The 24,567-nt window shown below is 68.7% G+C and carries 24 protein-coding genes; 8 read left to right on the top strand and 16 right to left on the bottom strand.

Going from position 1 to position 24,567, the window contains the following annotated elements; all coding sequences use genetic code 11:
• Window positions 1–5: 5 nt before the first annotated feature.
• Entirely contained in the window at window positions 6–1,340 is a 1,335-nt protein-coding gene (glmM, locus tag LCF40_RS13475) for a phosphoglucosamine mutase (protein WP_114577567.1), read from the bottom strand.
• A 148-nt stretch (window positions 1,341–1,488) separates the two neighbouring features.
• Here glmM and LCF40_RS13470 point away from each other — a divergent pair, with 148 nt between their 5' ends.
• Complete coding sequence (locus LCF40_RS13470) at window positions 1,489–1,788, top strand: PadR family transcriptional regulator (protein ID WP_114577568.1); 300 nt, start codon at window positions 1,489–1,491, stop codon at window positions 1,786–1,788.
• Between the two features lie 252 nt (window positions 1,789–2,040).
• Entirely contained in the window at window positions 2,041–2,913 is an 873-nt protein-coding gene (locus LCF40_RS13465) for a hypothetical protein (protein WP_224828822.1), read from the top strand.
• Window positions 2,914–2,961: 48 nt separating this feature from the next.
• Here LCF40_RS13465 and LCF40_RS13460 read toward each other — a convergent pair whose 3' ends face one another.
• The 6 genes from LCF40_RS13460 to LCF40_RS13435 all read right to left on the bottom strand — a co-directional run bounded on the left by LCF40_RS13460 (window position 2,962) and on the right by LCF40_RS13435 (window position 10,774).
• On the bottom strand, window positions 2,962–3,969 hold the full coding sequence (locus LCF40_RS13460) for a lipid II:glycine glycyltransferase FemX (RefSeq protein WP_224828821.1): 1,008 nt from the start codon (window positions 3,967–3,969) through the stop codon (window positions 2,962–2,964).
• Entirely contained in the window at window positions 3,969–5,582 is a 1,614-nt protein-coding gene (locus LCF40_RS13455; RefSeq protein ID WP_224828820.1) for an alkaline phosphatase family protein, read from the bottom strand. Before LCF40_RS13455 ends, LCF40_RS13460 begins: the two co-directional genes overlap by 1 nt.
• A gap of 242 nt (window positions 5,583–5,824) precedes the next feature.
• Window positions 5,825–7,309 carry a polysaccharide deacetylase family protein gene (locus tag LCF40_RS13450; protein WP_224828819.1) on the bottom strand — a complete coding sequence of 495 codons (1,485 nt, stop codon included), beginning with the start codon at window positions 7,307–7,309 and terminating at the stop codon, window positions 5,825–5,827.
• Between the two features lie 429 nt (window positions 7,310–7,738).
• Window positions 7,739–9,442, bottom strand: a complete 1,704-nt coding sequence (locus tag LCF40_RS13445) for a helicase HerA domain-containing protein (RefSeq protein WP_114577572.1) — start codon at window positions 9,440–9,442, stop codon at window positions 7,739–7,741.
• Window positions 9,443–9,515: 73 nt separating this feature from the next.
• Window positions 9,516–10,262, bottom strand: a complete 747-nt coding sequence (locus LCF40_RS13440) for an HNH endonuclease (protein WP_224828818.1) — start codon at window positions 10,260–10,262, stop codon at window positions 9,516–9,518.
• A gap of 302 nt (window positions 10,263–10,564) precedes the next feature.
• A complete protein-coding gene (locus tag LCF40_RS13435) occupies window positions 10,565–10,774 on the bottom strand; it encodes a hypothetical protein (protein ID WP_224828817.1) in 210 nt (69 codons plus the stop codon).
• A 108-nt stretch (window positions 10,775–10,882) separates the two neighbouring features.
• Here LCF40_RS13435 and LCF40_RS13430 point away from each other — a divergent pair, with 108 nt between their 5' ends.
• Window positions 10,883–11,206 (top strand): hypothetical protein, encoded by a 324-nt coding sequence (locus LCF40_RS13430; protein WP_224828816.1) that lies wholly within the window; start codon window positions 10,883–10,885, stop codon window positions 11,204–11,206.
• Here the strand turns inward: LCF40_RS13430 and LCF40_RS13425 are convergent.
• The 3 genes from LCF40_RS13425 to LCF40_RS13415 form a co-directional block, all read right to left on the bottom strand.
• Window positions 11,203–13,089 carry a DEAD/DEAH box helicase gene (locus LCF40_RS13425; protein WP_224828815.1) on the bottom strand — a complete coding sequence of 629 codons (1,887 nt, stop codon included), beginning with the start codon at window positions 13,087–13,089 and terminating at the stop codon, window positions 11,203–11,205. The genes LCF40_RS13430 and LCF40_RS13425 overlap by 4 nt on opposite strands.
• Window positions 13,090–13,137: 48 nt before the next feature.
• The gene (locus tag LCF40_RS13420; RefSeq protein ID WP_224828814.1) at window positions 13,138–13,593 is read right to left on the bottom strand and encodes a hypothetical protein; all 456 of its coding nucleotides are present in this window, start codon (window positions 13,591–13,593) and stop codon (window positions 13,138–13,140) included.
• Between the two features lie 103 nt (window positions 13,594–13,696).
• The gene (locus LCF40_RS13415) at window positions 13,697–14,842 is read right to left on the bottom strand and encodes a zinc-dependent alcohol dehydrogenase (protein WP_224828813.1); all 1,146 of its coding nucleotides are present in this window, start codon (window positions 14,840–14,842) and stop codon (window positions 13,697–13,699) included.
• Window positions 14,843–15,114: 272 nt separating this feature from the next.
• On the opposite strand from LCF40_RS13415, the gene LCF40_RS13410 reads away from it, so the two are divergent.
• Together LCF40_RS13410 and deoC are read left to right on the top strand one after the other, a co-directional pair.
• Window positions 15,115–15,285, top strand: a complete 171-nt coding sequence (locus tag LCF40_RS13410) for a hypothetical protein (RefSeq protein WP_198667913.1) — start codon at window positions 15,115–15,117, stop codon at window positions 15,283–15,285.
• A 45-nt stretch (window positions 15,286–15,330) separates the two neighbouring features.
• Window positions 15,331–15,966, top strand: a complete 636-nt coding sequence (gene deoC, locus LCF40_RS13405; protein ID WP_224828812.1) for a deoxyribose-phosphate aldolase — start codon at window positions 15,331–15,333, stop codon at window positions 15,964–15,966.
• 4 nt (window positions 15,967–15,970) lie between these two features.
• On the opposite strand, the gene LCF40_RS13400 is transcribed toward deoC, so the two are convergent.
• Complete coding sequence (locus LCF40_RS13400; RefSeq protein WP_224828811.1) at window positions 15,971–17,149, bottom strand: NAD-binding protein; 1,179 nt, start codon at window positions 17,147–17,149, stop codon at window positions 15,971–15,973.
• Window positions 17,150–17,250: 101 nt separating this feature from the next.
• On the opposite strand from LCF40_RS13400, the gene LCF40_RS13395 reads away from it, so the two are divergent.
• The 3 genes from LCF40_RS13395 to LCF40_RS13390 all read left to right on the top strand — a co-directional run bounded on the left by LCF40_RS13395 (window position 17,251) and on the right by LCF40_RS13390 (window position 18,458).
• Window positions 17,251–17,523 (top strand): ubiquitin-like small modifier protein 1, encoded by a 273-nt coding sequence (locus LCF40_RS13395; RefSeq protein WP_224828810.1) that lies wholly within the window; start codon window positions 17,251–17,253, stop codon window positions 17,521–17,523.
• A 64-nt stretch (window positions 17,524–17,587) separates the two neighbouring features.
• Window positions 17,588–17,716: a hypothetical protein gene (locus tag LCF40_RS23245; RefSeq protein WP_255565241.1), complete on the top strand. Its 129-nt coding sequence runs from the start codon at window positions 17,588–17,590 to the stop codon at window positions 17,714–17,716.
• Between the two features lie 49 nt (window positions 17,717–17,765).
• Window positions 17,766–18,458, top strand: coding sequence for a competence/damage-inducible protein A (locus tag LCF40_RS13390; RefSeq protein WP_224828809.1), 693 nt, complete (start codon window positions 17,766–17,768; stop codon window positions 18,456–18,458).
• Between the two features lie 3 nt (window positions 18,459–18,461).
• Here the strand turns inward: LCF40_RS13390 and LCF40_RS13385 are convergent, their stop codons facing one another.
• The 5 genes from LCF40_RS13385 to LCF40_RS13365 form a co-directional block, all read right to left on the bottom strand.
• Window positions 18,462–19,406 carry a mannonate dehydratase gene (locus LCF40_RS13385; RefSeq protein ID WP_114577697.1) on the bottom strand — a complete coding sequence of 315 codons (945 nt, stop codon included), beginning with the start codon at window positions 19,404–19,406 and terminating at the stop codon, window positions 18,462–18,464.
• Between the two features lie 39 nt (window positions 19,407–19,445).
• Window positions 19,446–20,225 (bottom strand): cohesin domain-containing protein, encoded by a 780-nt coding sequence (locus LCF40_RS13380; protein WP_224828807.1) that lies wholly within the window; start codon window positions 20,223–20,225, stop codon window positions 19,446–19,448.
• Entirely contained in the window at window positions 20,225–21,400 is a 1,176-nt protein-coding gene (locus LCF40_RS13375; RefSeq protein ID WP_224828806.1) for a DUF7350 domain-containing protein, read from the bottom strand. The genes LCF40_RS13380 and LCF40_RS13375 overlap by 1 nt, the downstream gene beginning before the upstream one ends.
• A 92-nt stretch (window positions 21,401–21,492) precedes the next feature.
• Window positions 21,493–21,897: a hypothetical protein gene (locus tag LCF40_RS13370; protein WP_224828805.1), complete on the bottom strand. Its 405-nt coding sequence runs from the start codon at window positions 21,895–21,897 to the stop codon at window positions 21,493–21,495.
• On the bottom strand, window positions 21,894–24,281 hold the full coding sequence (locus LCF40_RS13365; protein ID WP_224828804.1) for a penicillin acylase family protein: 2,388 nt from the start codon (window positions 24,279–24,281) through the stop codon (window positions 21,894–21,896). Before LCF40_RS13365 ends, LCF40_RS13370 begins: the two co-directional genes overlap by 4 nt.
• Between the last annotated feature and the right edge of the window lie 286 nt (window positions 24,282–24,567).

The following is a 24,567-nucleotide window of genomic DNA, read 5'->3' as shown; positions in this document are numbered from 1 at the left end:
CCGGTCTACGAGCCGGGTCCCGTCTCGGCGTCCCGGACGATCCCGCTTGCCTCGGACGCGAGTTCGTCGGCCCGCGTCTCGTCTCTTGCCTCGGCAGTCACCCGGATCAGCGACTCGGTGCCGCTGGCCCGCAACAGGAACCAGCCGTCGTCGGTCTCGACGCGGACGCCGTCCAGGGTCTCGGCGTCGGGATACTCCGAGAGCACCCGCTGTTCGATCCGCTCGACCACTGCAGCCTTCTCCTCGACCCGGATCGAGTCACGCCGGATCGGGTAGGTGTCGATCCCCGCGACCAGTTCCGAGAGCGGCCCCCGGTCGGCGACCAGTTCCGCGAGCCGACAGGCCGCCAGCGGGCCGTCGGGACACAGCGTCTGGTCGGGCCAGATCCAGGCGCCGCTGGGCTCGCCCCCGAAGACGACGCCGGGCTCGGTCGCCCGGTCGGCGACGTAGACGTCGCCCACCCTCGTCCGGATCAGCGAGGCGCCGACCGCCGCGACGGCGTCCTCGACCGCGAGGCTCGTATCGACGGGAACGGCGATCCGGTCGCCCTCGCCGGCGGCCTCGCGGGCGAACAGCGCGAGCAGGACGTCCTTGGGGACGAACGCGCCGGTTTCGTCGACGGCCATCATCCGATCCGCGTCTCCGTCGTGGGCGATTCCGAGGTCGGCGTCGGTCCTCTCGACCAGCGCCATGAGCGCGCCCAGCGTCTCGCGGTTCGGCTCGCTGGGACGGCCCGGAAAGCGGCCGTCGGGCTGGGCGTTCAGGGTTCGTACTCCGCAGCCCAGATCGTAGAGCACGTCCGCGGTCACCCCGCCGGCGCCGTTGCCGAGGTCGACGACGACATCGGGCTCGGAGCCGTCGGGGAGCGAGACCGCCGCCCGGAGGTCGGCGGCGTGGGCCTCGGTGGCGTCGCCCCGTTCGGAAAGCGTCCCGACCTCGTTCCAGGGTGCGAGGTCGTACTCCCCGCTCTCGACGCGCTCTTCGATCGCCTCCTGGTCGGCGGGCCCGAAGGCCTTCCCCGAGGGGAGCCAGAGCTTGATTCCATTGTCGGTCTGTGGGTTGTGCGAGGCCGTGATCACGACCCCCGCGTCGGCCTCGAGGCGGGCCACGCTCCGGGCGACGGTCGGCGTGGCCGCCATCCCGACGGCTACGACGTCGCTCCCACACTCCCGGAGGCCGGCGGTCAGCGCGTCTCCCAGGAAGCGCCCGCTCTCGCGGGCGTCCCGGCCGACGACGACGCGGTCGTACCCCTCGGTGGCGAGCGCCCGTCCGATCGAGAGCGCGAGCGTCGCCGTGACCTCCTCGCCGACGGTGCCGCGAACGCCGCTGGTTCCGAACATGGGTGGCGGTTCGACGGGACGGCCCTTTACACCTCCCGTTTCCTGGAAGTTATTACCAAAAGAGATAACTGTTGCAGTCGTTTATCGGGTGCCTATGTTTCCGAACGATACCGTTCGTATTTATATCTAACCTTCCTACGGAGCGACGATGACCGTTCACGACCTGACCGGGTTCCAGCGGGACCTGCTGTTCGTCATCGCTGGACTCGACGAGCCGAACGGCCAGGAGATCGGCGCCGAACTCGAGGGCTCCCAGGATCGGGAGGTGCTCCACGGGCGTCTCTACGGCAACCTCGACGCGCTGGTCGAGGAGGGACTGATCAGGAAGGGCGAACGCGACGGACGGACGAACCGCTACACGACGACGGAGGCGGGCGAGGCCGCGATCGCCGAACGCTACGAGTGGCAGGCCGAGTACGTCCGTCCCGCCTTGCTCGCCCGGTCGTAAGCTACGGGATCGGGAGGCTCTATCCCCGAGATCAGGGAGGAGGACGTCGCCGTCGAGACCGCGACGGCCCAGGGAGCCGAACGTCGATCCTTTCGATCCGTTCGCCGGCGTGTGGACCGTCGGTGCCCGTGCTCGCGGAGTATGATAGAGAGAAAGAGCGTGACACCGACCCGGCCGATCTCTCGAAACCACTCCCGTGACGACGAGTGACACCTGGGTAAAATCCATCACCGACTACCGTCTACGAGACGTATGGGAGTACCCGATTCGGGGGCATTCGTTCTGTCCGACTTTTCGACGGCTCAGTCGCGGCTTCTCCCCGGACACCGCTACGAGATCGACGATCGCTACGGAAAACCGGGTTCCGAACTCGGGTCCGACGAAACGTCGTTCGCTCTCGCGGAGCTTCCGTCTCGGCTTCGGTCGATCGGAGAATCGATCGTGAGGGGAAGTCGGGACAGTCATCCGTACGATCGACCGGCGTACGGAGCGGATTCGCTTCCGGACGAACTCGTTCGAATCATCGAGGAGTACGATTACGTCGAATGTATGTGGGAAGGAACGCCCGTCGTCATCGCTCTCGAAATCTTCGAAAACGACGTGACACGACCCCCGCTGCTCGAGTTCGAGTCGACGCTCGTCCGGAAACGAATCACCGACCACGAGTCCGCAGAGATCGTCTTTTCGTTGACGAACCGGTGCTCAGAACGGGTGGAGTTCGAATCCGATCCCCCGTGGCCGTTCGGCGTTCCTCACGCGATTCGCGAGCCCGATGACCGACGGAGGCGCGACAAATGGGATCACGAGGCCCTCACATACCCGTCGGACGTGAGCTTGCAGCTGTGGACCGACGAGTACGGGGAGTATTATCCCGTCTCGGAGGACGATTTCCCGTTCCAATACGGGGAGTGGGCGTATTTCAATCAGGATATCGACACTATTTCGGAAAACGAGACGGTTACGACCGACTATCGGTTGCCACTTACCGACGATATGCGCCCCGGAGAGTACCTGATCCCCGGCTACTTCGAATACGACGCGAGAGACGGTCGAAGCGAGGTCCTCCGGTACGATATTACGTTCGTATTAGAAGATGACTACGGGTCCGATAACCCGAACAGTTGATCAGTACAGGCCGATACCGATGGCTCCCGGAGCTACCGTGTAACGCCCTCACGAGACCGTCCGGTAGCCGTCCACGAGACGGTCGATACCGAAGGTGCCGGCCGTGACCTCGTAGGTGGTCTCGAGGCGGGGGTTGAACTTCGCCTTGTAGCGGTTGATGCTGGGGACGCCGGCGCCGACGAGGTCGTAGCGGTCGATCCCCGCCTCGAGCCCGTCCCGCATGACCTGCCAGTCGAGCAGGTCGTTGATCGGGAGATCGACGTCCGTATCGGGTTTGACGCCGCCCTGCCACCGGTAGCGGGTGTCCGCGGACTCGATCACCAAGATGCCGCCCGCGAACTCGCCGTCGATCCGGCAGACGTACGGCCGGAGTTCGCCGGCCGGGAGCGCGTCGTACAGCGAGCGCGCGAACTCGGTCGTGAGGTGGAACGGCCGGTCCTGGCCCCGGTAGCGTGCCCGGACCTGCTCGACGATCCGGCCGACGTCCTCGTGGTCGCCCTCTTCGATCCCGTACTCGCCGTCGGCGTTCCGGATGTTGTTCCGGGCGTCGCTGCTGAACCGGTCGAGTAACTCCTCGGGGCTGCCCTCGAGGTCGACGACGTAGGTGTGTCGGGGCCGGACGTCGAACCCGTTCCAGACGAACGGCCGGACGTCGGGGTACTCCGCCGCGGTGAACTTGCTGTAGACCGGCGAGATCTCCCCGTCGATCCAGTCGAGACAGCCCTCGAGAAAGCGCCGGTTACGCCGGTCCGCGGTCCGGCGTTTCAGCCCGCCGGTGTTCGCGAGCGCGGGGCCGAGATAGCAGGTCCAGGAGAACGGCGCCGGCGAGAACGCCGCCGCGAGCGGCCCCTTCCGGTACTCGAAAACCGGGAAGAGTCCGACGAGTTCCTGGCCCTTGAACCCCGCGAGGGCGTGGATGGCGGTTCCGGTTTCCTCAGCCTGGAGCCGGAGGGCTTCGCCGCGGTAGAAGGGGTTTGTCCCCTCCGCCCGGTCGACGTGGCGGTCCCAGGTCTCCGGATCGGCCGCTATGTCGAGGACGTCGATCTCGATGCCCATCAGAGGTAACCCAGTTCCGAGAGGCGTTCCTCGACGGTCGCGTCCGCGACCCGGACCGCCGGCGCCGGCTCGTAGTCGGGATACTGTCGATCGCCGCTGGAGTCGGCGATCGGCAGCCGCCGTCCGTCCATCGCCCTGTCGATCGGAACGTCGAACAGCGCACAGATCGTCGGCGCGACGTCGAGGATCGTCGCCCCCGCCAGGTCTGCGTCCCTGTCGATGCCGGGCCCGGTCGCGGCGATCACCCCCGTTTGCTTGTGGTTCCAGGACTCGACCGGCTCGGCGAACACCTCCCCGGAGAGGCCGGCGACCAGGGCGTTGTCGAACCCGCGGGGAACGGTCACGATGTCCGGTCCCCGGTCGATTTCGCTTCCCTCGAAGTACGCCTCGCGAGGGGCGACGTCCGAAAAGACCGGTTTCCCGTCGGGCCCGGAGAGCGCCGAGAGCGCCTCGACGAGATCCGCCCGGACCCGTTCGTACTCCTCGGGCGGAACGGTCCCGTCGGGCTCGCGGCCCGCGAGGTTGATCCGGACACCGAGTTCGCTCTTCGAGCGGACGTAGGCCCGCGAGGCCGGAAAGTCGACCTGTTCGCTCCCCGCCCGGACGGCGTCGTTCGGGATCCGGCGGCCGACGGCCTCCTTCAGCCCGACGCGATCGAGGGCCCCGGCGACCCGCTGGGTGGTGATCCCGACCGTTGCCGCGAGCGCGACCACCCGTTCGAAGGTACTCGGCTCGTGGTCGCCGGCGTCGGCGCCCGAGAGGAGGTCGTTTCGCCAGGCCCGCGACCAGGTGGGCATCCCCTCGCCGCCGCTCTCGGCGTCGACGTACCCCTCCCGGCGGAGGAACTCGTTGGCCCGGAACTCCGTTCCCCCGACGCGACCGATCCCGTGGTCGCTGACGACGAGGACGTTCGCGGGTTCGATCGCCTCGAGGGTCGCCTCGATCTCGCGGTCGACCGCCCGATAGACCGCCTCGACCGTCCGGCGGTCGGGTCGTTCGTGGAACACCGAGTCGGTCTGCTGGAACTGGAGGAAGCCGAAGTCGGGCGAAAAGCGGTCGGCGAGATACCGGAACGCCTCGCCACGACACTCGATGATTTCCTCGTAGCCCGCGATCGAGCCCGTCGGCTCCCCAGTGGCCTGCGGGTAGACGTGATACTCCCCGCAGGCGGCCTCGACGTCCGCTAAGATCCCCTCCGGGTGACACGCCGGGTTCTCGGGCGCGGTCATCCCCGGGATCAGGGCGCCGTCGAACGGCCGCGCGGGGTGGGTGACGGGGGCGTTGACGACGACGCTCCGGTGGCCGTGCTCGGAGAGCAGCTCCCAGATCGCCCGCTCGCGGACGTCGCCCGCGTTCACCACGTCCCAGTCGTATCCATCGAACGTCAGAAAGTCGAAGACGCCGTGTTTGCCGGGGTTCTTCCCCGTGTAGAGGGTGGGCCAGGCGCTCGCGGTCCAGGGCGGGATCTGGGACTCGAGGGGACCACGGACGGCCCCCTCGAACAGCGCCTCGAGCGTGGGCGTCACCCCGCGGTCGAACAGCGGCTTCAGTACCGGAAGACAGGCCGCGTCGAGGCCAACGACGAGGAGGAGCGGATCATCGGCGTGTTCCATACGCGCAGGTGGACGGTTTCGGGCTTTGTTATGCGATGGCTGTTTCCCCGAATCGACGTCCTCCATCCGCCCGAAGGCAGGCGGGTCTCCGCCACGAGAACCCGACCTGCGGGCGAGGCGGGTTCCGGCTCCGTAAGCGCCGCCTGCGAGGACCTCGGGCGCCCGGGGACGGACCGTCGTCGATGGACTCCCGTTCTGTCGCGTCGGGAAAAACTCCGGTGTCGGACGTCGATTCGCCGGCCTCAGAGGACGTAGTCGTCGGCGATCTCCCGGGGCGTGATGAGTTCGAGGTCGCCCGCCGAGACGAGCTCTGCGAGGTGTGCGGCGGTCTCCTCGAGGGCGGCCGCGTCGCCTTCGTCCATCTCGTAGAAGACGATCGTCGTGAGCCCGCCGTGGTCGGCCGCCCAGTCGAGTGCCCCGATCATCTCCTCGGCGTCGAGGTTTCGCTGGCCCTCGTGGCCGGAGATGCGTGTGAGATTATAGGGGTTGGTCGCCATCCCCTGGCATCTGTGGCGCCCTCCCCAGGCGATGTCGTAGTTCTCCGCGACGAGGTCGTACATCTCTTCCGTGTACCACCCGCCGGGGAATCCAAAGTACTGCGCGTCCTCGTATCCGTGTTCGTCGAACCACTCGAGGGGGTCGAGGATGTGCGATTCGACCTCGTCTCCCTCGACCCTGTTCAGGTGGCGACCTCGCGTGCCGACGGTGCCGAGCGACCAGCCGGCGTCGACGAGTTCGGACAGCTGATCCTCGGTCATCCGACTGCCGGTCACCTCCTCGTGGTCGCGGATTCTGGCGGTCGCGACGAACGTCGTGGCCGTCAGGCCGTGGTCTTCCATGATCGGGAACGCGTGCGTGTAATCGGACTCGTACCCGCCCTGGAACTGGATCATCACTCGCCCGTCCTCGATCCGGCCGGTGAAGTGGAGGTCGTCGACCCAGATCTCCCCCGCGTAGCCCTCGCCCGTCCAGTAGCCGATCTGGATCTCCGTGATCGCGCTCAGATCCGGCTCGCCGGAGATCTGGGTGTGTCCGAAGTCGTGTCTGATGAACGGCCGCCCCTCGTGGATGTACTGCTGGAACTGGAGGTAGTTTCCGTCCTCGTCGTACAGTTGGATGATCGGGCTCGCCGAACTGCTGGTCGAAAGCGCCAGCCCGGGAACGAGCTCCTCGACGTTGATCGGGTCGGACAGCTCCCGTCTGATCCTGACTCGATCCTCGGATTCGGACGCTGTCAGGCGGGCCGACTGGGAACCCGTGGATGCGCGGTCCGCGTCCGCCTCGAGCGTGCCGGCAACCACCTCCCAGGCGTCGAGATCCTCGAAGTCGTCGAAGGTGGCCCCCCTCTCCGGTTGTCCGGGTGCGGTCGTTTCTTCGGTTTCGTTGGTCTCGTTGCCGTCCTCTTCGGTTTGGTTGGTGTCGTTGGCTTCTTCGGCTTCCTCGGTCTCGTTTGCTTCCGCGGTCTCGTTCGTTTCTTCTTCCTCTGTTTCCTCGTCGAAGTCATCGGAGTCGTTCGTTTCGGTCTCTGCTTCGGTTTCGTTGTCACCGCCATCGGTGTCGTTCGCTTCGCCTGCAGAATCGCCCGTGTCGTCGCCGTCGGCGTCCCCGTCCTCGGTCTCCTCATCGAGGTCGGTTTCGCCGTCGATGGGAATACTGTCGCCCGTGCAGCCGGCGATCCCGATCGCGGCGGTCACCGTCGCGGTCGTGAGATACGTACGTCGTTTCATGGGTGCTGTATCGCCCCCGAATCCGGCGCTACACATTGTTATAGAGGGCTAACTCGGGGCCCAAGCGACCGCGTTCGGAGAGTCACGCGCCTCCGTGACACGGACTGCTGAACACCGGACCCGACGGACCCGTGATCCGTCCCGGGTTTCGCCGGACGCGGAGACGGCGACCGTCTCCGCCGCTCGTTTCGGATTTAAAGGCGAGACAGCCAGCGCTGGCGGTCGTCGAACGATGGGGCTCGAGCCGGTCGGACCCGACCGAGCGGACGGCCCACGCACGGTACGGCCGGAAGGTAGGGGACGATTTCGCCGGCGAAGGCATCGGATACGTCCGGTGTGGTCGGCCAGCGACCGTCTCCAACGCGACTGGCGCGGTGACCGGCTTTCACGCCCGTCCGTCGGTCTCGATCACGCTCACGTTCTCCCCGTTCACTCGGTCTCGACCGGCTCCGAGAGGCCTGCGAGTACGTCGTCGGCGACGTCGTACGTTCCCTCGCCGACCCGTTCGACCAGCCCCGCCGAGCGAAGCTCCGAGAGCAACCCCTGGACCGCGACCGTCGAGCGACCGACCCGGCCCGCGACCGCGTCCGTCTCGAGGGGCCCGTCCCGGATCAGGGCCGCAAGCGCCGTCCGTCCGGCTGGCTCCCCACACCGCGAGTTCGAATACGCCTGCTCCAGTCCCCCGGCGACGGCCGGCAGCGAGAGCAGTTCCTCTAACTCGTCGGCCTCGTTTGCGACGACGAACTCGCTCCCGTCGCCCTCGATGGGCTCGGACCGCCTGACACCCGCGGCGCCCTCGTCCCCCTTCGCGTGATTCGGGGTGTACCCGAACTCGACGTCGTTGCCATCCCCCTCGATGATCGACATGCCGCCGGCGGACTCGCGACCGGACTCCTCTCTCCCCGAGGACTCGCTCGCGGGCTCCCCGCGTTCGCCCTCGAGTTCCTCGACCCGGCGACGGAGGCGGTCGGTTTCGGCCTCAAGCTCGCCGATGCGCTCGTCTCGCTCCGCCAGGTCCTCGGCGAGGTCGTCGCGTTCGCGTTCGAGTTCGACGAGTTCCTCGTGGAGTTGGCGTAGCTCCTCGCCGCCGGTCGGGAGTTCGGCCTGGATCGTGTCCGGTCGTCCGAGGGCGTCGGCCATCCGCCGGGCCGCGTCGCCCACGTCCTTTGCGTCCTCGAGCTTTCCCTTCAGGCTCTCGATGCGTTGCTCGCGTTCGGAGAGTTCGGCTTCCAGCTCGGCGACCCGGTTTCTCTCGCGTTCCTTGCGCTCGGAGATCCGTTCCAAGTCGCCGACGAGGTTCTCCGAGACCGATTTGAGATCGGGGCGCTCGAAGTCCTCGAGCCCGGGGGTCGCGCCCGCGTCGAACGTCCGCTTGCGGCGAAACTGGATCCGGCGGACGTTCTCGTCGGTCCAGTCGGTCTGGACGAACGCCTGGCCGTCGCCGAGATCCGAGACGCGGTCGGCGTACTCGCTATCCATGATCCGGCCGACGACCTTGGTGTCGTTCTCCCAGGTCAGCCGGTGCCAGACGAGCCAGTTTGCCTGCGTGATGAAGTCCTTCTTGACGTCGGCGGGCCGCTGGCTGATCCCCATGATTCCCAGCCCGTGTTTTCGACCCCGCTTTCCGATCTTGATCAGCATCTTTCCCGTCTCGCCGACGCCTCCACCTTCGGGGATGTACTCGTGGACCTCCTCGACCACCAGCAGGAAGGGTTTTTTGAGCTTCTTCTCCTTGACGAACAGCTGTCGGGCGGTCTCGCGCAGGAGGTCGTTTGCGACCTCCTCGTCGAGATAGCCCGAGACGTCTAAGATGACCGGAACGTTCTCCTCTAAGGCGAGTTCGGCCATCTGCTCTGCGTGTTCGGGCCCGATCTGGATGTCACACTCCTCGTCGGCGCCCGCGTGGAGCATCTCGTACTCCTCTTTCAATCCATAATACTCCCCGTCGGTATCGACGATCAGCAGGGGAAAGCCCGACTCGAGCAGTTCCTCGGCGATCACCGACGCGGTGTTTGACTTCCCCGATCCCGACTTCCCGGTGACGAACCCCCGCCCAGTGAGCAACTGGACGACGGGGAGGGCGACGTCCGTACCGGAGGTGGTCTCGCCGACGACGATCTCGCGGTCGCTCACGCCGCCACCTCCCCGGGGCTCTGTCGGACGGTCATGTATCGTACGGACCGGGCGCGCGAACTTGAAGATTGGCCTACGCCTCGATGCGCTCCCGGCGCCTCGCTACCCGCCGCTCGTAGCGCTCGCGGTCGTCCGCGGGGAGGGCCTCCCAGCGGTCGGTGAGCCGCTGGGCCTCGGGGATCGGCTGCCAGGCGTCGGCCGCGAACGCCTCCCCGAGGGCGACTGCCAGGTCAGCGGGGGTCTCGCGTGCGAGACACGCCGCGAGCGCGACGGGTTCGTTGATCGACTCCGCCCCGCCTCCCTCGCCGTGGCGCTCCCGGAGCCGGTTTCGGAGCCAGAGCTCCCGGCCGGTGAGCGGGACCCGCTCGACGGCGACCCGGGGGTCGCCCGCCCACTGGGGGAACTGCTGGGCGTCGCGGGCGGCGCCCCCGAAGCTGTCGATCCGTCCCGGCTCCTCGACCGAGCAGAGCCCGTAGCAGGGTTCACAGAGGGGAACGAGGTTCTCGAGGGCCCACCGCTGTCGCTGGCCGCCGTCGGCCGTCATCGATGCCGGCATCTCTCCTGGCGTCGGAAGCGGGTGGACGTACGCGAGGTCGTCCTCCTCGGTGTGGGTCGTCCCGATCCCGGCCAGACACCGGCCGCACCGACCGCCGTAGAAGGCGAGGAGCGCCTCCCGCCGGGCGGCGAAGTCCGCCGGCGCGTCCTCGAGACGGTCGCCCTCGCGGTCGATCCCGAACTCGCCGTAGAGCTGAGAGCGGTCGTCGCGGAGGTAGGCGGTGTTGTACGGCGCGGTCGTGTGGCCTGCATGGGATGCGTACATTGGCTCTAGGTGCGGAGTCGGTTTCCGTCCGTCCGCGACGGACGTCGGTTGCGCACGCTACGGGTCGTCGTGGTCCGGCCGAACGCGTCCGCCGTCGCGGGAGCGGAGCGTTCGTTCGGATCGGGGCCTATATTCCACTCACACATCCATATTTATGGCCTATTGTATTAAATATTCTGGTTATATGGTCAGTTAATTCAATAACCCCGGTTCAAGTCCCGAGACGTGGACGATCTCACACTCGAGTGGCATGGTATGACTCACCTAAGAAACGATTATGTTAATCCCCCCGGATGTTCCCGTCAGGGCCACACAGTGGCCGTTCCACCGATGACCTCGCTTCCGACCCACCTCGCGTTCGCGGCGCCACGGAGCGCCGCGAGGGCGAATCCGACCCCGATGCCGGCTCCCTCCGGTATCGGGATCGGGTATGGCTCGGGCGGGGCCGTCGGCTTCGACTCCGTCCGCGCCGCGTAGGCCCGTTCTCCTGGCCGGACGGAGGTCCGTTTCACATCCCGTTGTCCCCCCGACGGCCAGTCCGGAGCCTGCGCGTATCCCTGCAGTGACTGGACTGGCGGGCACCGTGCCCGACCCGAGTTCGATCCTCGGCGGGGACCTCGATGAACCACCTACTGACGGCAACGCTCGCAGTGCGCGTCCCGGTCAACGCGACCGGCGACTTAGCGGAGGGTGCCGCGACGGTCCTCGCCCGCCTAGACGCGGTCGAGCGGGTCGAAGAGACGGATGTACGGGGTCTCCAGCCCGGCCTGAACGACACCGTCGTCGACCTCGAGGTCCGACTGGCGGTCGCCGACGACGACGCGGCGGCCGCGAGGCGGGAGATAGAGAGCGGCGTCGGCGTCGTCGGCGTCGAAACCGTAGTGTGCGAGGAGGAGCCGACCGAGGCCGAACCCCCGGCCCAACCGCCTCCGGGTGTCGGCTAATCGCGATCGATCGTCCGCTCGGTGACCGAGATCCCTTTCCGACCGAGATGCTGGAGCTGACGCCGCGCGAACTCCTCCTCGCGGGTGCCCCGGGTCGCGAGCACGTACACCGTCGCCCCGCCCGCGGGCCGCATCGTCCGGCCGGCGCGCTGGGTGCCCTGTCGGCGTGATCCCCCGAGACCGGAGGCGACGACCGCGACGTCGGCGGTCGGCAGGTCGATCCCCTCGTCGGCGATCCGGGAGACGACCAGCCGGTCGCGTTCCCCCCGGCGGAAGGCATCGAACAGCCGCCGGCGCTCGGCGTGGGGCGTCTCCCCGCTGACGAAGGGGACGTCGAGCGCCGCCGAGATCGCCTCGCCCTGGTCGAGGTAGTCGACGAAGACGAGCGCCTTCGCCCCGGGATGGGAAGCCAGCAGGTACCGGATCTCGTCGATCTTCCCCGGGTTTTCGCCCGCCAGTCGGTAGCGCTCGCGGCCCTCGGCGGCGGCGTAGGCGTTTTCGGCGTCCTCCTCCCAGGGGACGTACCGGATCTCGAGTTCCGGCTCGGCGACGAACCCGGCCGAAAAGAGCGCCTCCCAGTCGGTGCCGATCGGCGGCCCGACGAGGGTGAAGATCTCCGACCCTCGGTCGTCCTCGCGGATCGCGCTCGCCGTCAGTCCCAGCCGGTGGCGCGACTGGAGGCGCGCGCTCCGGCGATAGACGTCGCTTGGGACGTGGTGGACCTCGTCGAAGACGACGAGTCCCCACTCGCGGTCGTCGAACAGCGACCGGTGGCGGTCCATCCCCGCGATCTGGTAGGTCGCGATCGTCACCGGCCGAACCTCCTTTCGCCCGCCGTGGTACTGGCCGATCTGGTCGGGTTCCAGACTCGTCAATTCGACCAGGGAATCGGCCCACTGGCGGACCAGCTCCCGACTCGGGACCAGGATCAGGGTCTCGCCGCCGACGTGGCCCATCGCGCCCATCGCGGCGACGGTCTTCCCGCTTCCCGGCGGACCGACGAGGACGCCCTCGCCGGCCTCGGCGAACCGATCGACCCAGTCGCGCTGGTAGTCGCGCAAGGAGACCGAAAGCTCAATCTCCAGGGGATCGCCGCCCGCCAGATCGCGCTCGTCACGGACGGGATACCCCGCCTCGTAGAGGAGCCGCTTGATCGCCGCCTCCTCGCCCTCCCGGACCCAGTCTTCGGTCTCGGAGATCGGGGCGTGGATCTGCTCTTCGTCGAGTTTCTGGCGGGCGACGTTGCCCATGATCTCGGGGCTGGCGGCCTCGAGAATCGTATAGCCCTCCGGATGGCTCCGGAGGGTGAACTGCCTGGCGCGGTCCCACTGGCTCTCGACGAACGCCTCGAGCTCCGCCGATCGTTGCCCGAGTGCCTGGCGCATCGTCCGTCGGAGGGCCTCGATCTCCTCGTGGGGCGCCCGCCAGACGTCCTCGGCCCGGACGACGTACCGGTACCCCCGCTCGCCGTTGGTGTCCGCGAGATGGGCGAACGACGAGAGCTGTGCTCGGGTGAACTGGTCGGGGCGGTCTACGACGATCTCGCGGCGTTTGGGGAAGACGACGACCCGTTCGCGCGCCGTGAGGTCCTCGAGTTCGCTCGGATACCAGACCACCGGATCGGTCGACACCGACAGGCGTTCGAGTTCGCCCCGCTCGGCGAGGGAAGCGAGGCGGTCGCTGGCCTCGCTCTGGTCGATCCCGAGGGCGTTGGCGACCGCGGAGGCGGTGAGCACTGGCCGGCCCTCCCGGCCGGAGACCTCGTGGAACGTCGAGAGCGTGAACTCCCCGACGTCGCTCTCCCCTCGCTCCTCTCCGTCGTGGCGTTTGTCCGGCCGGCCGCCCCCCGATCCCCCGCCGGCCGCCGGCTCGTCGTCGGTCACGGAGGAGGTATCGGCGTCGCGGGTAAACCGGTTTCGTTCGGCGGGACGTCAGGAATCCACGGAACGATCGACGAGAAGGGAGGGGGAGCGAACCGCAAGAGCTCGTGTTTGCTCGAGCCCGGGCGCAACGACCGTGACGCCAACGTCGGTCTGGGCAGGAACGGTAATGCGCTCGGTCGTATCACCGACGACGACCTCGACGGGGCCGTGGTCGGCAGGTATGGAAACGACGCCGTCGCTGTCGGTGACTGCCTCGCCGACGGTCTCGCCGGTCCGCGGGTCGACGAGCGTGACGTCCTCACCTTCGACGGGTTCGCCCTCGTCGTCGGTTACGGTGACGTCGACCGGGCTTTTCGAGACACAGGCTCCCGCGATCCCCAGACTGAGAAGCAGTAGGCACACGAGCACCGCGATCAACACCACCCGTGCTCGCCGCCGCCGGGGCCGGACGAGCCGGGCGCGGACGACTACGCGGCGTAGTCCCCCTTCACTACTGTCCCTCATCGCTCCCCATACATATCGCGTATATTGAAAGTACGGGTAGTGGAAAAACGGCTCGGGGGTCCGTCATCGATGAGGGCCTGCCGTCGGGAGAGGCCACCCCCGTTTACGGCGTCATTACGACCTTGATGCAGTCGTCTTCCTTGTCGTTGAAGGTGTCGTAGAGGTCGGGACCGTCCGCCAGATCGGCCTCGTGGGTGATGATCGCGGAGGGGTCGATCTCGCCGCCCTCGATCCGCTTGAGGAGGGGGTCGAGATAGGCCTGGACGTGGGTTTGGCCGGTGTTCACGGTCAGGGCCTTGTTCATCAGCGGCCCCATGGGTGCGCCGTCCATCTCGTCGATGTAGACGCCGGGAATCGAGAGGGTCCCCCCCTTCCGACAGGATTTGACGGCCTCCTGGAGGACGTACGGGCGGTCGGGCTCGTCGTGGCTGCCGGCGCAGGTGTGGTGGGCCTCCGAGCCGACGGCGTCGATACAGCCGTCGGGCCCGCGGTCGTCAGTCGCGTCCATCAGCCGGTCGTAGACGTCCTCCTCCTCGTAGTCGATGACCTCCGTGTCGGCGTGGCCCTCGGCCATCTCGAGGCGCTCGTCGATCCGATCGACGGCGATCACGCGCTCGGCGCCGAGCATCCAGGCGCTCCGGATCGCGAACTGGCCCACGGGGCCACAGCCCCAGACCGCGACCGTGTCGCCGTCGTCGATCTCGGCGTTCTCGGCGGCCATGTACCCCGTCGGGAAGATGTCCGAGAGGAAGAGCACCTCCTGGTCCGAAAGCGAGTCGTTCTCGACTTTGATCGGGCCGACGTCGGCGTGGGGTACCCGGAGGTACTCGGCCTGTCCGCCGTCGTAGCCGCCCAGGGTGTGCGAGAAGCCGAAGAGGCCGGCGGGGGAGTGGCCCATCGCCTCCTTTGCCATCTCGGCGTTGGGGTTGGTCTCGTCGCACAGCGAGTAGAGGTCGTTCTCACAGAACCAGCAGTCGCCACAGCTGATCGTGAAGGGGACCACCACGCGGTCGCCTTCCCGGAGTTCGTCGACGTCGTCGCCCACTTCGACGATTTCGCCCATCGGCTCGTGGCCTAGGACGTCGCCTTCCTGCATGCCGGGCATGAAGTCGTTGTAGAGATGGAGGTCGGAGCCACAGATCGCCGTCGCCGTCACCTCGATGATCGCGTCGGTCGGTTCCTCGATCTCGGGTTTCGGGACGTCCTCGAGCCGGACGTCGCCCTCGCCGTGCCAGGTGAGTGCGTCCATTGGTTACGAATTCGCGTCCGCGGGTCGGTCGTCGGCGCTGTTCGGGACCGGGTGCGCTCGTCTCGGGGACCGGATCATCGTCTCACTGTCGGCCGTAGGGCGACCCGTCCGGTAAAGGCAGAGCCTGTGTGCGCACCCTGGCTTTCCGTCCCCGATCGAAACACTGAGCCGATCGCTCTCCGGGCCCGGGCGAACGGTCTCGCGTCCGATCGCCGGCCCCGTCGATCCCGATACCGGATGGGTTTTTGAGACGTCGGTGCGTACCCACAACCATGCTCAGCGGGGTACTGTCGCGGCTCCGCGCATGGCTTGCGGTCGAGGACCCCGAGGACCGAATCGAGGGTACCGGCGAGACGATCGCCTCGCCCCAGCACCGCCGGAACCGGGAGGCGAGGCGCGAACTCGAGAGCGGTGACCGCTACCCCGACCACGACCGGGAGTGAGCGGGGCACGCGGGTTTTTTGTCGCGGGGGCGAGTCGCCGTCGGTATGGACCGTGACGAACTCGCCCCCGCGATCGACCACACCGTCCTCGGGCCGGAGACGACGCCCGCCGACGTCGAGCGCGTCCTCGATGAAGCCGACGAGTACGGGATGAACGCCTGCATCCCGCCGTGTTACGTCGCCAGTGCGGCCGACTCGCACCCGGAGGTGACCGTCGCGACGGTCGTCGGCTTCCCCCACGGCAACAACGCCGCGGATATCAAGCGCCGCGAGGGCGTCGTCGCCTGGAAATCGGGCGCCGACGAACTCGACGTCGTGGCGAACGTCGGCCGGCTGAAAGCCGGCGAGGACGACGCCGTCTCCGAGGAGATCGCGGAACTCGTTGCCGCCGTCCCGGTGCCGGTGAAGGTGATCTGTGAGGCGCCCCTCCTCACAGAGGGAGAACTCCGGCGGGCTTGCGAGGCCGCCCGCGAGGCCGACGCCGCGATGGTCAAGACCGCGACGGGCTTCGCGGACGGGGGTGCGACCCTCGACGATGTCGAACTGATGAGCGAGTACCTCCCCGTCAAAGCCAGCGGCGGGATCGGCAGCTACGAGGAGGCGGTCGCGATGATCGAGGCCGGCGCCGAGCGGATCGGCGCCTCGAGCGGGGTCGAGATCGTCGAAGGCGCACCCGAGTAGCCGGCTACTCGCCGGCGAGGATCCGATCGAGGAGGTTCGAACTCCCCCCGTTCATCGCTGACCGGACGAGCAGGTGCCCGCCCAGCACGGCGGGGCTGATCACGGCGTCGGCGCCTGCGCGCTCGAGTTTCCCGGTGTTCTCGCGGTCGGTCGCGGCGGCGACGATCCGGATCTCGGGGGCGAGTTCGCGGGCCGTCAGTATCGCGAGGGCGTCCTCGGCGTCGTGGTTGGTCGCGACCAGCGCCGCGCGGGCGCGGTCGATTCCCGCCCGCTGGAGGGGCGCCTCGTCGCTGGGATTTCCCCTGACGACGGGGACGTCGCGTTCGCCCAGTTCGTCGGCGGTCTCCCCGTCCCGGACGACGACGGCGAAGGGGGTCTCCGCCCCCAGTTCGTCGATGATCGGTTCGGTCAGTTCCCCGTAGCCGAGCACGAGGACGTGGTCGTCGAGTTCCGCGAGCTCCGATTCTGTCATTTTTCCGAGTGTCTTGGTGAGTCTGGCCTGGATGGCGGGGCCGACCAACGCCCCGACGGCGATGCCGAAGCTGGCGACCCCGAGGACGACAACGGACATCGTAAACAGCACCGCCTCCTCGGTCTCGGGACCGATGTCGCCGTAGCCGACGGTGCTCGAGGTGATCAGCGTGAAGTAGAAGGCGTCGAGCAGCGTCGAGAGCCCGTCGAACTCCTCGCGGAGCGTGTAGGCGCCGACGGTGCCGTAGAGTTGGACGCCCGCGAGGGCGCCGCCGGCGGCAATCTGGGTCGTCGAGAGCGACAGCTGGCGGTCGAACCGCCGGCGGGTCAGAAGCAGCGTCGGAATCGAGAGCACCGAGAGCGCGATCAGCGGGACGGAGTAGGGACTGCCCTGGAGCAGTCCCTGGATCGCCGTCACCGGCAGGAGCACGAGCGTCGCCCACCAGCCCGCCCGGAGCCCCCGCCGGAGCGCCAGTGCGCTCGCGACCATCAGGAAGCCGGTCAGCGCGCCGGTGAAGCCGACCGCGGCCTGGACCGCCTCGGGAACGTGGGGCGCGATCGGGCCGAAGTCGGCGCCGGACTGCTCGATGTTGATGATCCCCGTCACGACCGAGAGGAGGGCGACGACCAGGGCGAGCCAGACGGCTACCCGGGTGGTGACGACCCACCGCCAGTTGTCGGGTATCCGCGCCGTCGCCCGCTCGCCGACCATACTCTCCGCTTGCGGTCGGGAGAGTTAACGCCGTTGGCTTTCGCCCACACCCCATTGCGCGGAGCGGTAGCTACTTGCCGCCCGCGGCGATACCGCCACCCATGCACGTCGAGTGGAAGCTGTTCGCCGATCTCGCCGAACACGCCGACGACCGTACGGTCGCCGTCGAGGTCGCTTCCGGGGCCACGGTCGGGGAGGCCTTAGAGGAACTGCTCTCCGATCGCCCCGCGCTGGCCGACCGCGTGCGCACGGACGGCGGACTCGCCGGCGACGTCTCCGTGCTCAAAAACGGGGCCGATCTGGGCGGCGACCTCGATGACGAACTCGAATCGGGGGACGAACTCGCCTTGCTCCCCCCGGTCAGCGGCGGCTGACGCCAAAATTAACTCGATTACGACTCCCAGTGTATTTATCCCCCTCGGGCTGGTTACCTGAGTTATGTCCGCCATCGAGGTCTCCGACTCCGCGGAACGCAAGCTCAACGAACTCGCGGCCGACACCGAAGTCGAGGACGTGCTCTGGAAGGCGCTGTACCTCTACGAGCGCAGCGCGGATCCCTCGGAGTAGCCCACCAGTTTTCGCGGACGACATATACCTCCGGTAGCTACGCCTCGGTATGCAGGTCGCACTCCTGACCGTCGGCGACGAGTTGCTCGCCGGCGACATCGCCGACACCAACGCCGCCTGGCTCGCCGCTCGACTCGCCGAACGCGGCGTCTCCGTCCGGGAGATTCTCACCCTCCCCGACACCGTCGAGGTCATCGCCCCCCGACTCGGTGATCTCGCCGAGCGTTCCGACGCGGTGATCGTCACCGGCGGCGTCGGCGGAACGCCCGACGACGTCACGATGGACGCGATCGCGGCGGCGTTCGACGCCCCGCTGACGACCCATCCGGAGGCCCGCGCGGGGGTCGAGCGCACGCTCTCGAAGTACGATGGCGACGTCGACGTCGATATCGAGGCGTGGTCTGCCCTCCCCGAGGGGAGCGAGGCGATCCCCAACGAGGTGGGGCTCTCGCCGGGCTGTCGGATCGAAAGCGTCTACGTCCTCCCGGGGATCCCCGAGGAGATGAAGGCCATGTTCGGCGAGATCGCCGACGCCTTCGACGGCGACCGGGTCGTCCGGACGATCCGCAGCGCCGAACCCGAGAGCGCGCTCGTCGCCGACCTCAACCGGGCGATCGAACGCTTCGACGTCAGCGTCGGGAGCTATCCCGAGGACGACGGCGAGGAGAAACGGATCACGGTCCGGGGCGACTCCGTGGAAGCCGTCGAGGCGGCGATCGCCTGGCTCGACGAGCGGGTCTGAGCCCTACCGGGTCCGCTCCATCAGCCCGCGCATGTAGCCGACGGCGTAGAGACGGCCCATGTCGGTGTAGCCGGCCATCGCCTCTGCGCGGTCCTCCTCGCCGGCCATCTTCGCGACGTGGTCGGGCCGGATCGGTCCCGAAAACCCCGCGTCGCGGTAGGCGTCGATCGTCGCCCGCATGTCCGTCGGCCCGTCGTCGTGCCAGGTCTCGACGAATTCGGAGGGCTCGCCCTCGACGTCCCGGAAATGAACGAAGTGGATCCGCTCCCCGAGACGGTCGATCGCCTCGGGAACGTCCTCGCCCATCGCCGAGAAGTTGCCCTGACAGAACGTGACGCCGTGGTTCGGGCTGTCCGATAGATCGAGGATTCGCTCGTAGCTCTCCAGGGAGGTCACGAGCCGGGGGACCCCACGCACGGGCGAGATCGGCGGGTCGTCGGGGTGGAGCGCGAGCTTTACCCCTGCCTCTTCGGCGACCGGGACCACCCGATCGAGGAAGTACTCGAGGTTCTCCCAGAGTTCCTCCTCGGTGACTCCCGCGGCAGGGTGGTCAGCCCCTCGCTGGTAGAGTTCGTGATCGTAGCCCGTCTGGAGCGAGCCGCCCCGGTCGGGAACCGAGTCGGAGGTCCGGACGACGCCGACGGGGTTTTCGGTCCAGACCCAGCTGTAGACGTCGATGCCGAGTCTGCCCATGTTCCGGATCAGCTCCTGGACGACCTCGATCTCGGCGTCACGTCCCTCGCGTCCGAGGACGGTGTTCGTCATCGGCGGGCGGTCCTCGACCACGTCGAGGGAGAGTCCGTGGTCGGAAAAGCGGGTCTTCGTCCGGAGCAGGTGGTCGTACTCCCACCAGGGCTCGTCGCGCTCTCCCCAGAAGCGGACGACGGCGGTCTCGACGCCGAGCTGTTTCGCGATCGTCCATCGCCGTCCTGGATGGGGAGGGAGCATCAACGACAGGTCCATGATCGGGGGTTCTCGCCCGCCCATTTATACTCCCGGATCCCGCTTCCTGAGGGCGATCGCGGCCAGACAGACCACCGACACGAACGCGATGGTACCGACGCCCGCGAGGAGCGCCAGCGACGGCTCATCGCCTCCCGTCTCTCCGGTGGCGTCCGCCGCGTCGTCGTCCTCGCCGTCGGCCTCTTCCCCGGAACTAGCGTCCCCGTCAGCGAGGGTGACCCCCTCTGGATCGGCGTCCTCGCCGTCCCCGCCGTCGGTCGGTTCCCCGCCGTCGACGACCACCACCGCGTCCCGAACCATCGTCGACTGGGGATTGCCGTCGACGAGTTCGACGCTGCTCCCGGTGACGGTGAGCGTCGCGTTCGTCGCCTCAGCGTCCTCGCGCACCTCGAGGGTCGCCGTCGCGATCGGCGCGGTCCCGGTTACCCCTTCGCCCGCGGGCTCGCGGCTCTGGTTCAGCCTGACCTCGCCTCGCTCCTCGTCCACCTCTCGATCGACGGCGACCTCTACCCCGTCGCCCTCGAGCCACGGGCCCGCCTCGAGATCCGTCACGGAGAGCACGTCGGGGTCGTAGTCGAGGGCGAAGGCAACGGTCCCGACCCCCTCGCCGCCGTAGCCGCCGTGGCTCGTCATGACGATCTCGACGGTCACCTCCTCGCCGGGATCGGCCTCGATCTCGGTCGGCTCGAACGCGAAGAGCGCGACGTTGTCGCCCGCGAGCGCACCCCCGCTGGCGAGGACGAGCGCCGCGGCGACGACGACCGCCAGGACGGCGCCGGCCGCGGCGGAGTCTCTCGGTCCCATCAGGCTCCCCCCACGGTCAGCTCGATCGGCTCCATCTCGAGGAAGGCCGTCTCGTACCCCTGATGGCGGGCCACCTGGGGGACGCCCTCGATGGCGACCGTGAGGGCGTCGCCCTCGGCGAGTTCCGCCACCCCGGCGCCGTAGTGATGGCCGTACTCACCGTCGATCGTCTGGACGAGATCCGCCTCTTCCACGGCCTCGTCCCCGCGCGCGACGGTCGCGGTCATGGCCATGTCGGCGAGGGGGACCCGGTTATAGGGCGTCCGCGGCGAGACCAGCAGGTACCGCTCCCCGTTCTCGGCGAACCGCGACCCGGGCTCGAGCAGGGCGGTCACGAGGACGGCGTCGTCGCGTTCCGGCGCCCCGAGGAGTCCGGGGTACTCCTCGGCGGGCGCCAGTGCGGAAACGGAGTGGGCCATGCCGCCCTCGTCGCCCTCGTGGCCGGAACGGTCGTCGTCCGCGTTCGAATCGTTCCCTTCGTCTCCGTCTCCGCCGCCGTGGCCCGTCGGCTCGAGGGCACCCCGCCGGCCCCACAGCTCCTCGTCCAGATACTCGACGTCGGCGACCGCCTCGCGGAACGCCTCGTCGTACGTGAACTCGAAGGTCGCCGTCTCGAAGGTCTCGAACCGGCCCGCCAGGGTGCCGGTCGTCCGGACGCCGAGGGGTGGGAGTTCGACCTCGACGGCGTAGGTTCCGTCGCCCTCCAGCGGGACGTTGTCACCGAAGTGGGCGCCCATCCCCTGGGAGATCATCGGCCAGGGCGAGACCGAACCGATCGACTCGCCGTCGTGCTCGAGCCGGAGCCGGGCGCCCGACGCCACGGGGAGGGCGGCCCCCGTCTCGGGCTCCCGGAGAGCGATCATCAGGTGGACCTCCGGGCCGCCCTGGGGCTCGACGAGAGTCGTCTCGCTCCCGTCGACGAGCCAGAACGGGTGGGCGTACGTCACCATCGGCGCGACGGCGTAGTCGCCGGCACGGGCCGGCTCGAGGCGCTCCATCGTCTCGCGGTGGCTCGGGACGTAGACGGCGTCGGGCGGGTCCTCGACGCGTGCGATCCTCGACGTCTCGCCGTCGGCGTCGTCGACCCCCGCCTCCTCTCTGAGCCGGGAGAGACAGCCTCCGCTCGCGCCGACGCCCACCGCGACCCCGACCCGGAGGACCGACCGTCGATCCATTCGTCTCGAGTTCGGGTCCCGATCCTCGTAGGGGTTTCGGGCCTCCGACCGGGTGTACCGTCGCCGTCGGCGGCGGGTGGGCTCGGGTGGTCTCAGACGACGCCCCGGACCAGCGCCCCCCATCCCGGCGCGAGCAGGCCGGCGGCGACGGCGACGTACGCCGGCGGCGACAGCGCGAGGAACTCGCCGGTGCCCATCGACGGGCTCGCGAGGACGGTGAGAGCGAGGGCGACGGCGCCGGTACAGATCCCGGCGGCGACCGCCCGGGGGAGCGTCCGGCTGACGAGGCCGACCGCCGCGCCGGCGGCGAACAGCCCGAGCCAGTGGACCCACGCCAGCCCGAGGCCGACGGCCGCGGCGGCGACGACCGCGACCGCCCGCCGTCTCGAGTCCCGTCGGACCGCGAGCAGGGGGGCGGGCGTCCACGGGAAGCCGGCGCCGTCCGTCCTCTCGGGGCCGTTGCGGTCCGTCCCCGAGGGAGTGTCCTCGACGCTCATTCCTCCCGCCCCCGGAACTCGAGGACTCGCCCGTCGTCGGGCGCCTCGAAGGTCATCGGTTTGTGCTCGCCGTCGGCCCACAGCCGGAGCTGATCCGCGTAGTGATCCGAGCCATAGGCCCCGCTCTGGCCGCCGGGGACGACCGACAGCGACTCCCCGCCTATCGACGACACCTGGCGCCAACTGCTGCCCGCGTCGGCGCCGTCGTGGACGTTGAAGACGGTCGCGTCCGTGCCGTCGGTCGGATACCGGGGACAGTTCAGCGCCGGCACCTGCCCGCCGAATGGGTGGTCGATCGTCGTCCGGTTGTAGTCGCCGTAGCTCTCCCAGCCCTCGGCCTCGATCTCGTCTACGGCCTCGGCCATCGCCTCGGCGATGACGGCCGCGCGGTCGCCGTCGAAGAACGGGTCGTCGTGGGGCAGGGTCACCAGCGGCCACTCCTGGGGCCACCACCCCTCGTCGAGGCCGAGTCGCTCGAAGTCGTCGCTCCAGGTCGCCGCCCGGAACGCCTCGTAGAACCGAGCGAAGACGAGTGCGGCCGTCGACTCCCGGTTCATCCGGTACTCCCAGTCGGAGAGCTCCTCGAGGTAGGGATCGAGGGAGCCGTCCATCCGGTCTCTGGCGTCGAGGGTCGCGGGCACGAGGGCCCGTGCCCGGAGGTCTACGGTGTCGTTCTGGAGGGCGACCATGAACTCGCGATCGACGGCGCCGCCGCCCGCGATCCGTTCGTCGAGTCGCTCGTAGATGCGGGCCCCGCGAAAGCCCGAGGCGTAGCCCTGGCCGACGGGGAACGCCGGGTCGTCGACCGGCCGCTGGTTGGCCGTAGCGACGTAGTCGGCGTCGCTGACGCCCGGCGTCTCCTCGACGGGGATGAAGCCGCCGGCCGACCAGTCGCTCTGTCCGAACGGCTCGAACCCGGCCCACTCGGCCTCGGCGGCCGAGCCGTCGAAGACGCGGTCGCCGCGAACGACCTCGCCGTCGATCCGGCGGATCGGGATCCGGCCGGCCACCTGGTAGTGAACCTCCTCGTCGTCGACGTACAGCGCGTTCTGCGTCGGGACGTCCATCTTCCGGAGCGCCTCGAGGTAGTCGTCGGCCCCCCGCGTCCGGGAGAACTCGTAGATGGCCGCGGACTCCTGGGTGCCGGTCATCCCGGTCCAGGCGACCCCGATCCGTCGGCTCTCGCCGTCTACCTCCCGGTCGACGAGGGCGCCGTGGACGGTCTTTCTGACCTCCACCTCGCGGTCCTCGCCGTCGGCGACGCCGACCGTCCGGGTTTCGGTCTCGAACTCGAGCCAGTCGTCCCCGTAGCGGTACTCCTCGCCGTCGGTCTCGTAGGTGTAGTGGTCGACGACGTCGGCGCCGGTGTTGGTAAACCCCCACGCGCCGTGGCGGTTCTCCCCGATGACGACGAAGGGAATGCCCGGGAGCGTGGCGCCGCGGACGTCGACGTCGGCGTTTGCGACCGTGATCCGCTGTTCGTACCACACCGGCGGCGCCATGAGCGTCAGGTGGGGGTCGTAGGCGAGCAGCGGCGATCCCGAACGGGTGTGCTCGCCGGCGACGGCCCAGTGGTTCGATCCCCACGCCGGTGGCGGTTCGTGCTCGGCCAGCGCGTCGACGAACGCGGGATCGACGCCGCGCAGCCGCCCCCTCGATTCCGCCTCCCGCCTCCCGTCGCCGCCGGTCGCCTCCCGGACGATCGGCGCGCCGTGGTCGAAGGGCTCCCCGTAGAGCCGGCGGTAGTCGGCGGAGTCGAGACGCTCCCGGAGGACGTCCCGGCGGAGCGCCTCGAAACTCCCCGTCAGCCCCCAGGCGATCTGGGTCCCGACGAGCAGGGTATCGATCGGCGTCCACTCGCCGGCCCCGTATCCGGCGAGTGCGAACTCGAGCGGGTCGGGACCGTCCTCGCGGGCGGCGTTGACGCCGTCGGTGTAGGCCTCGATGAGCGTCTCGGTCCGGCTCCCCGCGAGCGCCGTCTCGGAGGCCGCTGCTGCCCCACGGAAGTCCATCTGTGCGTGAAAGCGATCGGAGTCGACGGCCCGTTCGCCGACGGCGGCCGCCAGCCGACCGTCCATCCGGCGCCTGACGAGGTCCATCTCGAAGAACCGGTCCGCCGCCTGGACGTAGCCGACCGCGAAGTACGCCGCCGGTTCGGTGTCGGCGGCGACGTGGGGGACGCCCCACTCGTCGTAGGTCACGGTCGCCTCGCCGTGGGGACTGGCGACCGTCTCCGGCGTCTCGCCGCGGGTGCTCCGCCAGGCGCGGCCTGCGGGCGGGGCGAACGACGACAGCAGGTCGGCTGCGGGCGACAGCGCCGTGGCGCCGATGCCGCCGGCAACGAGGGCCCCGAGCAGCGCGCGACGGGTGGAGTTCGCTCGCATCGTTCGCCGATCGGAGCCGGGACGGAAATAACACCACGCCGCTCGCGAACTCCCGCTCGCGACGCCGGCTCCTCCCCTCGCCCCCGCGACGAGCCAGGTACTTCCGCCGGGGCTCGGTCGTCGTGACACCGGTCTTACCTATCGAAACACGGCCCGAGGCTGTGGCGTTTCGACTATTTAAAACCGGCGTGAGCCGGTAGTGACGGCCTGATGTCTGTGATTTCCACGTCATCAGATAGGCCGTCATCGGGTGAAACGGATGCCAACAACATCAATTCTGTCGAAA

It is taken from the genome of Saliphagus infecundisoli (genome assembly GCF_020177375.1).
GTDB classification, from domain to species: domain Archaea; phylum Halobacteriota; class Halobacteria; order Halobacteriales; family Natrialbaceae; genus Saliphagus; species Saliphagus infecundisoli.
The sequence above is the reverse complement of the archived record's forward strand: the minus strand, read 5'-3'. Positions and strand labels throughout refer to the sequence as shown.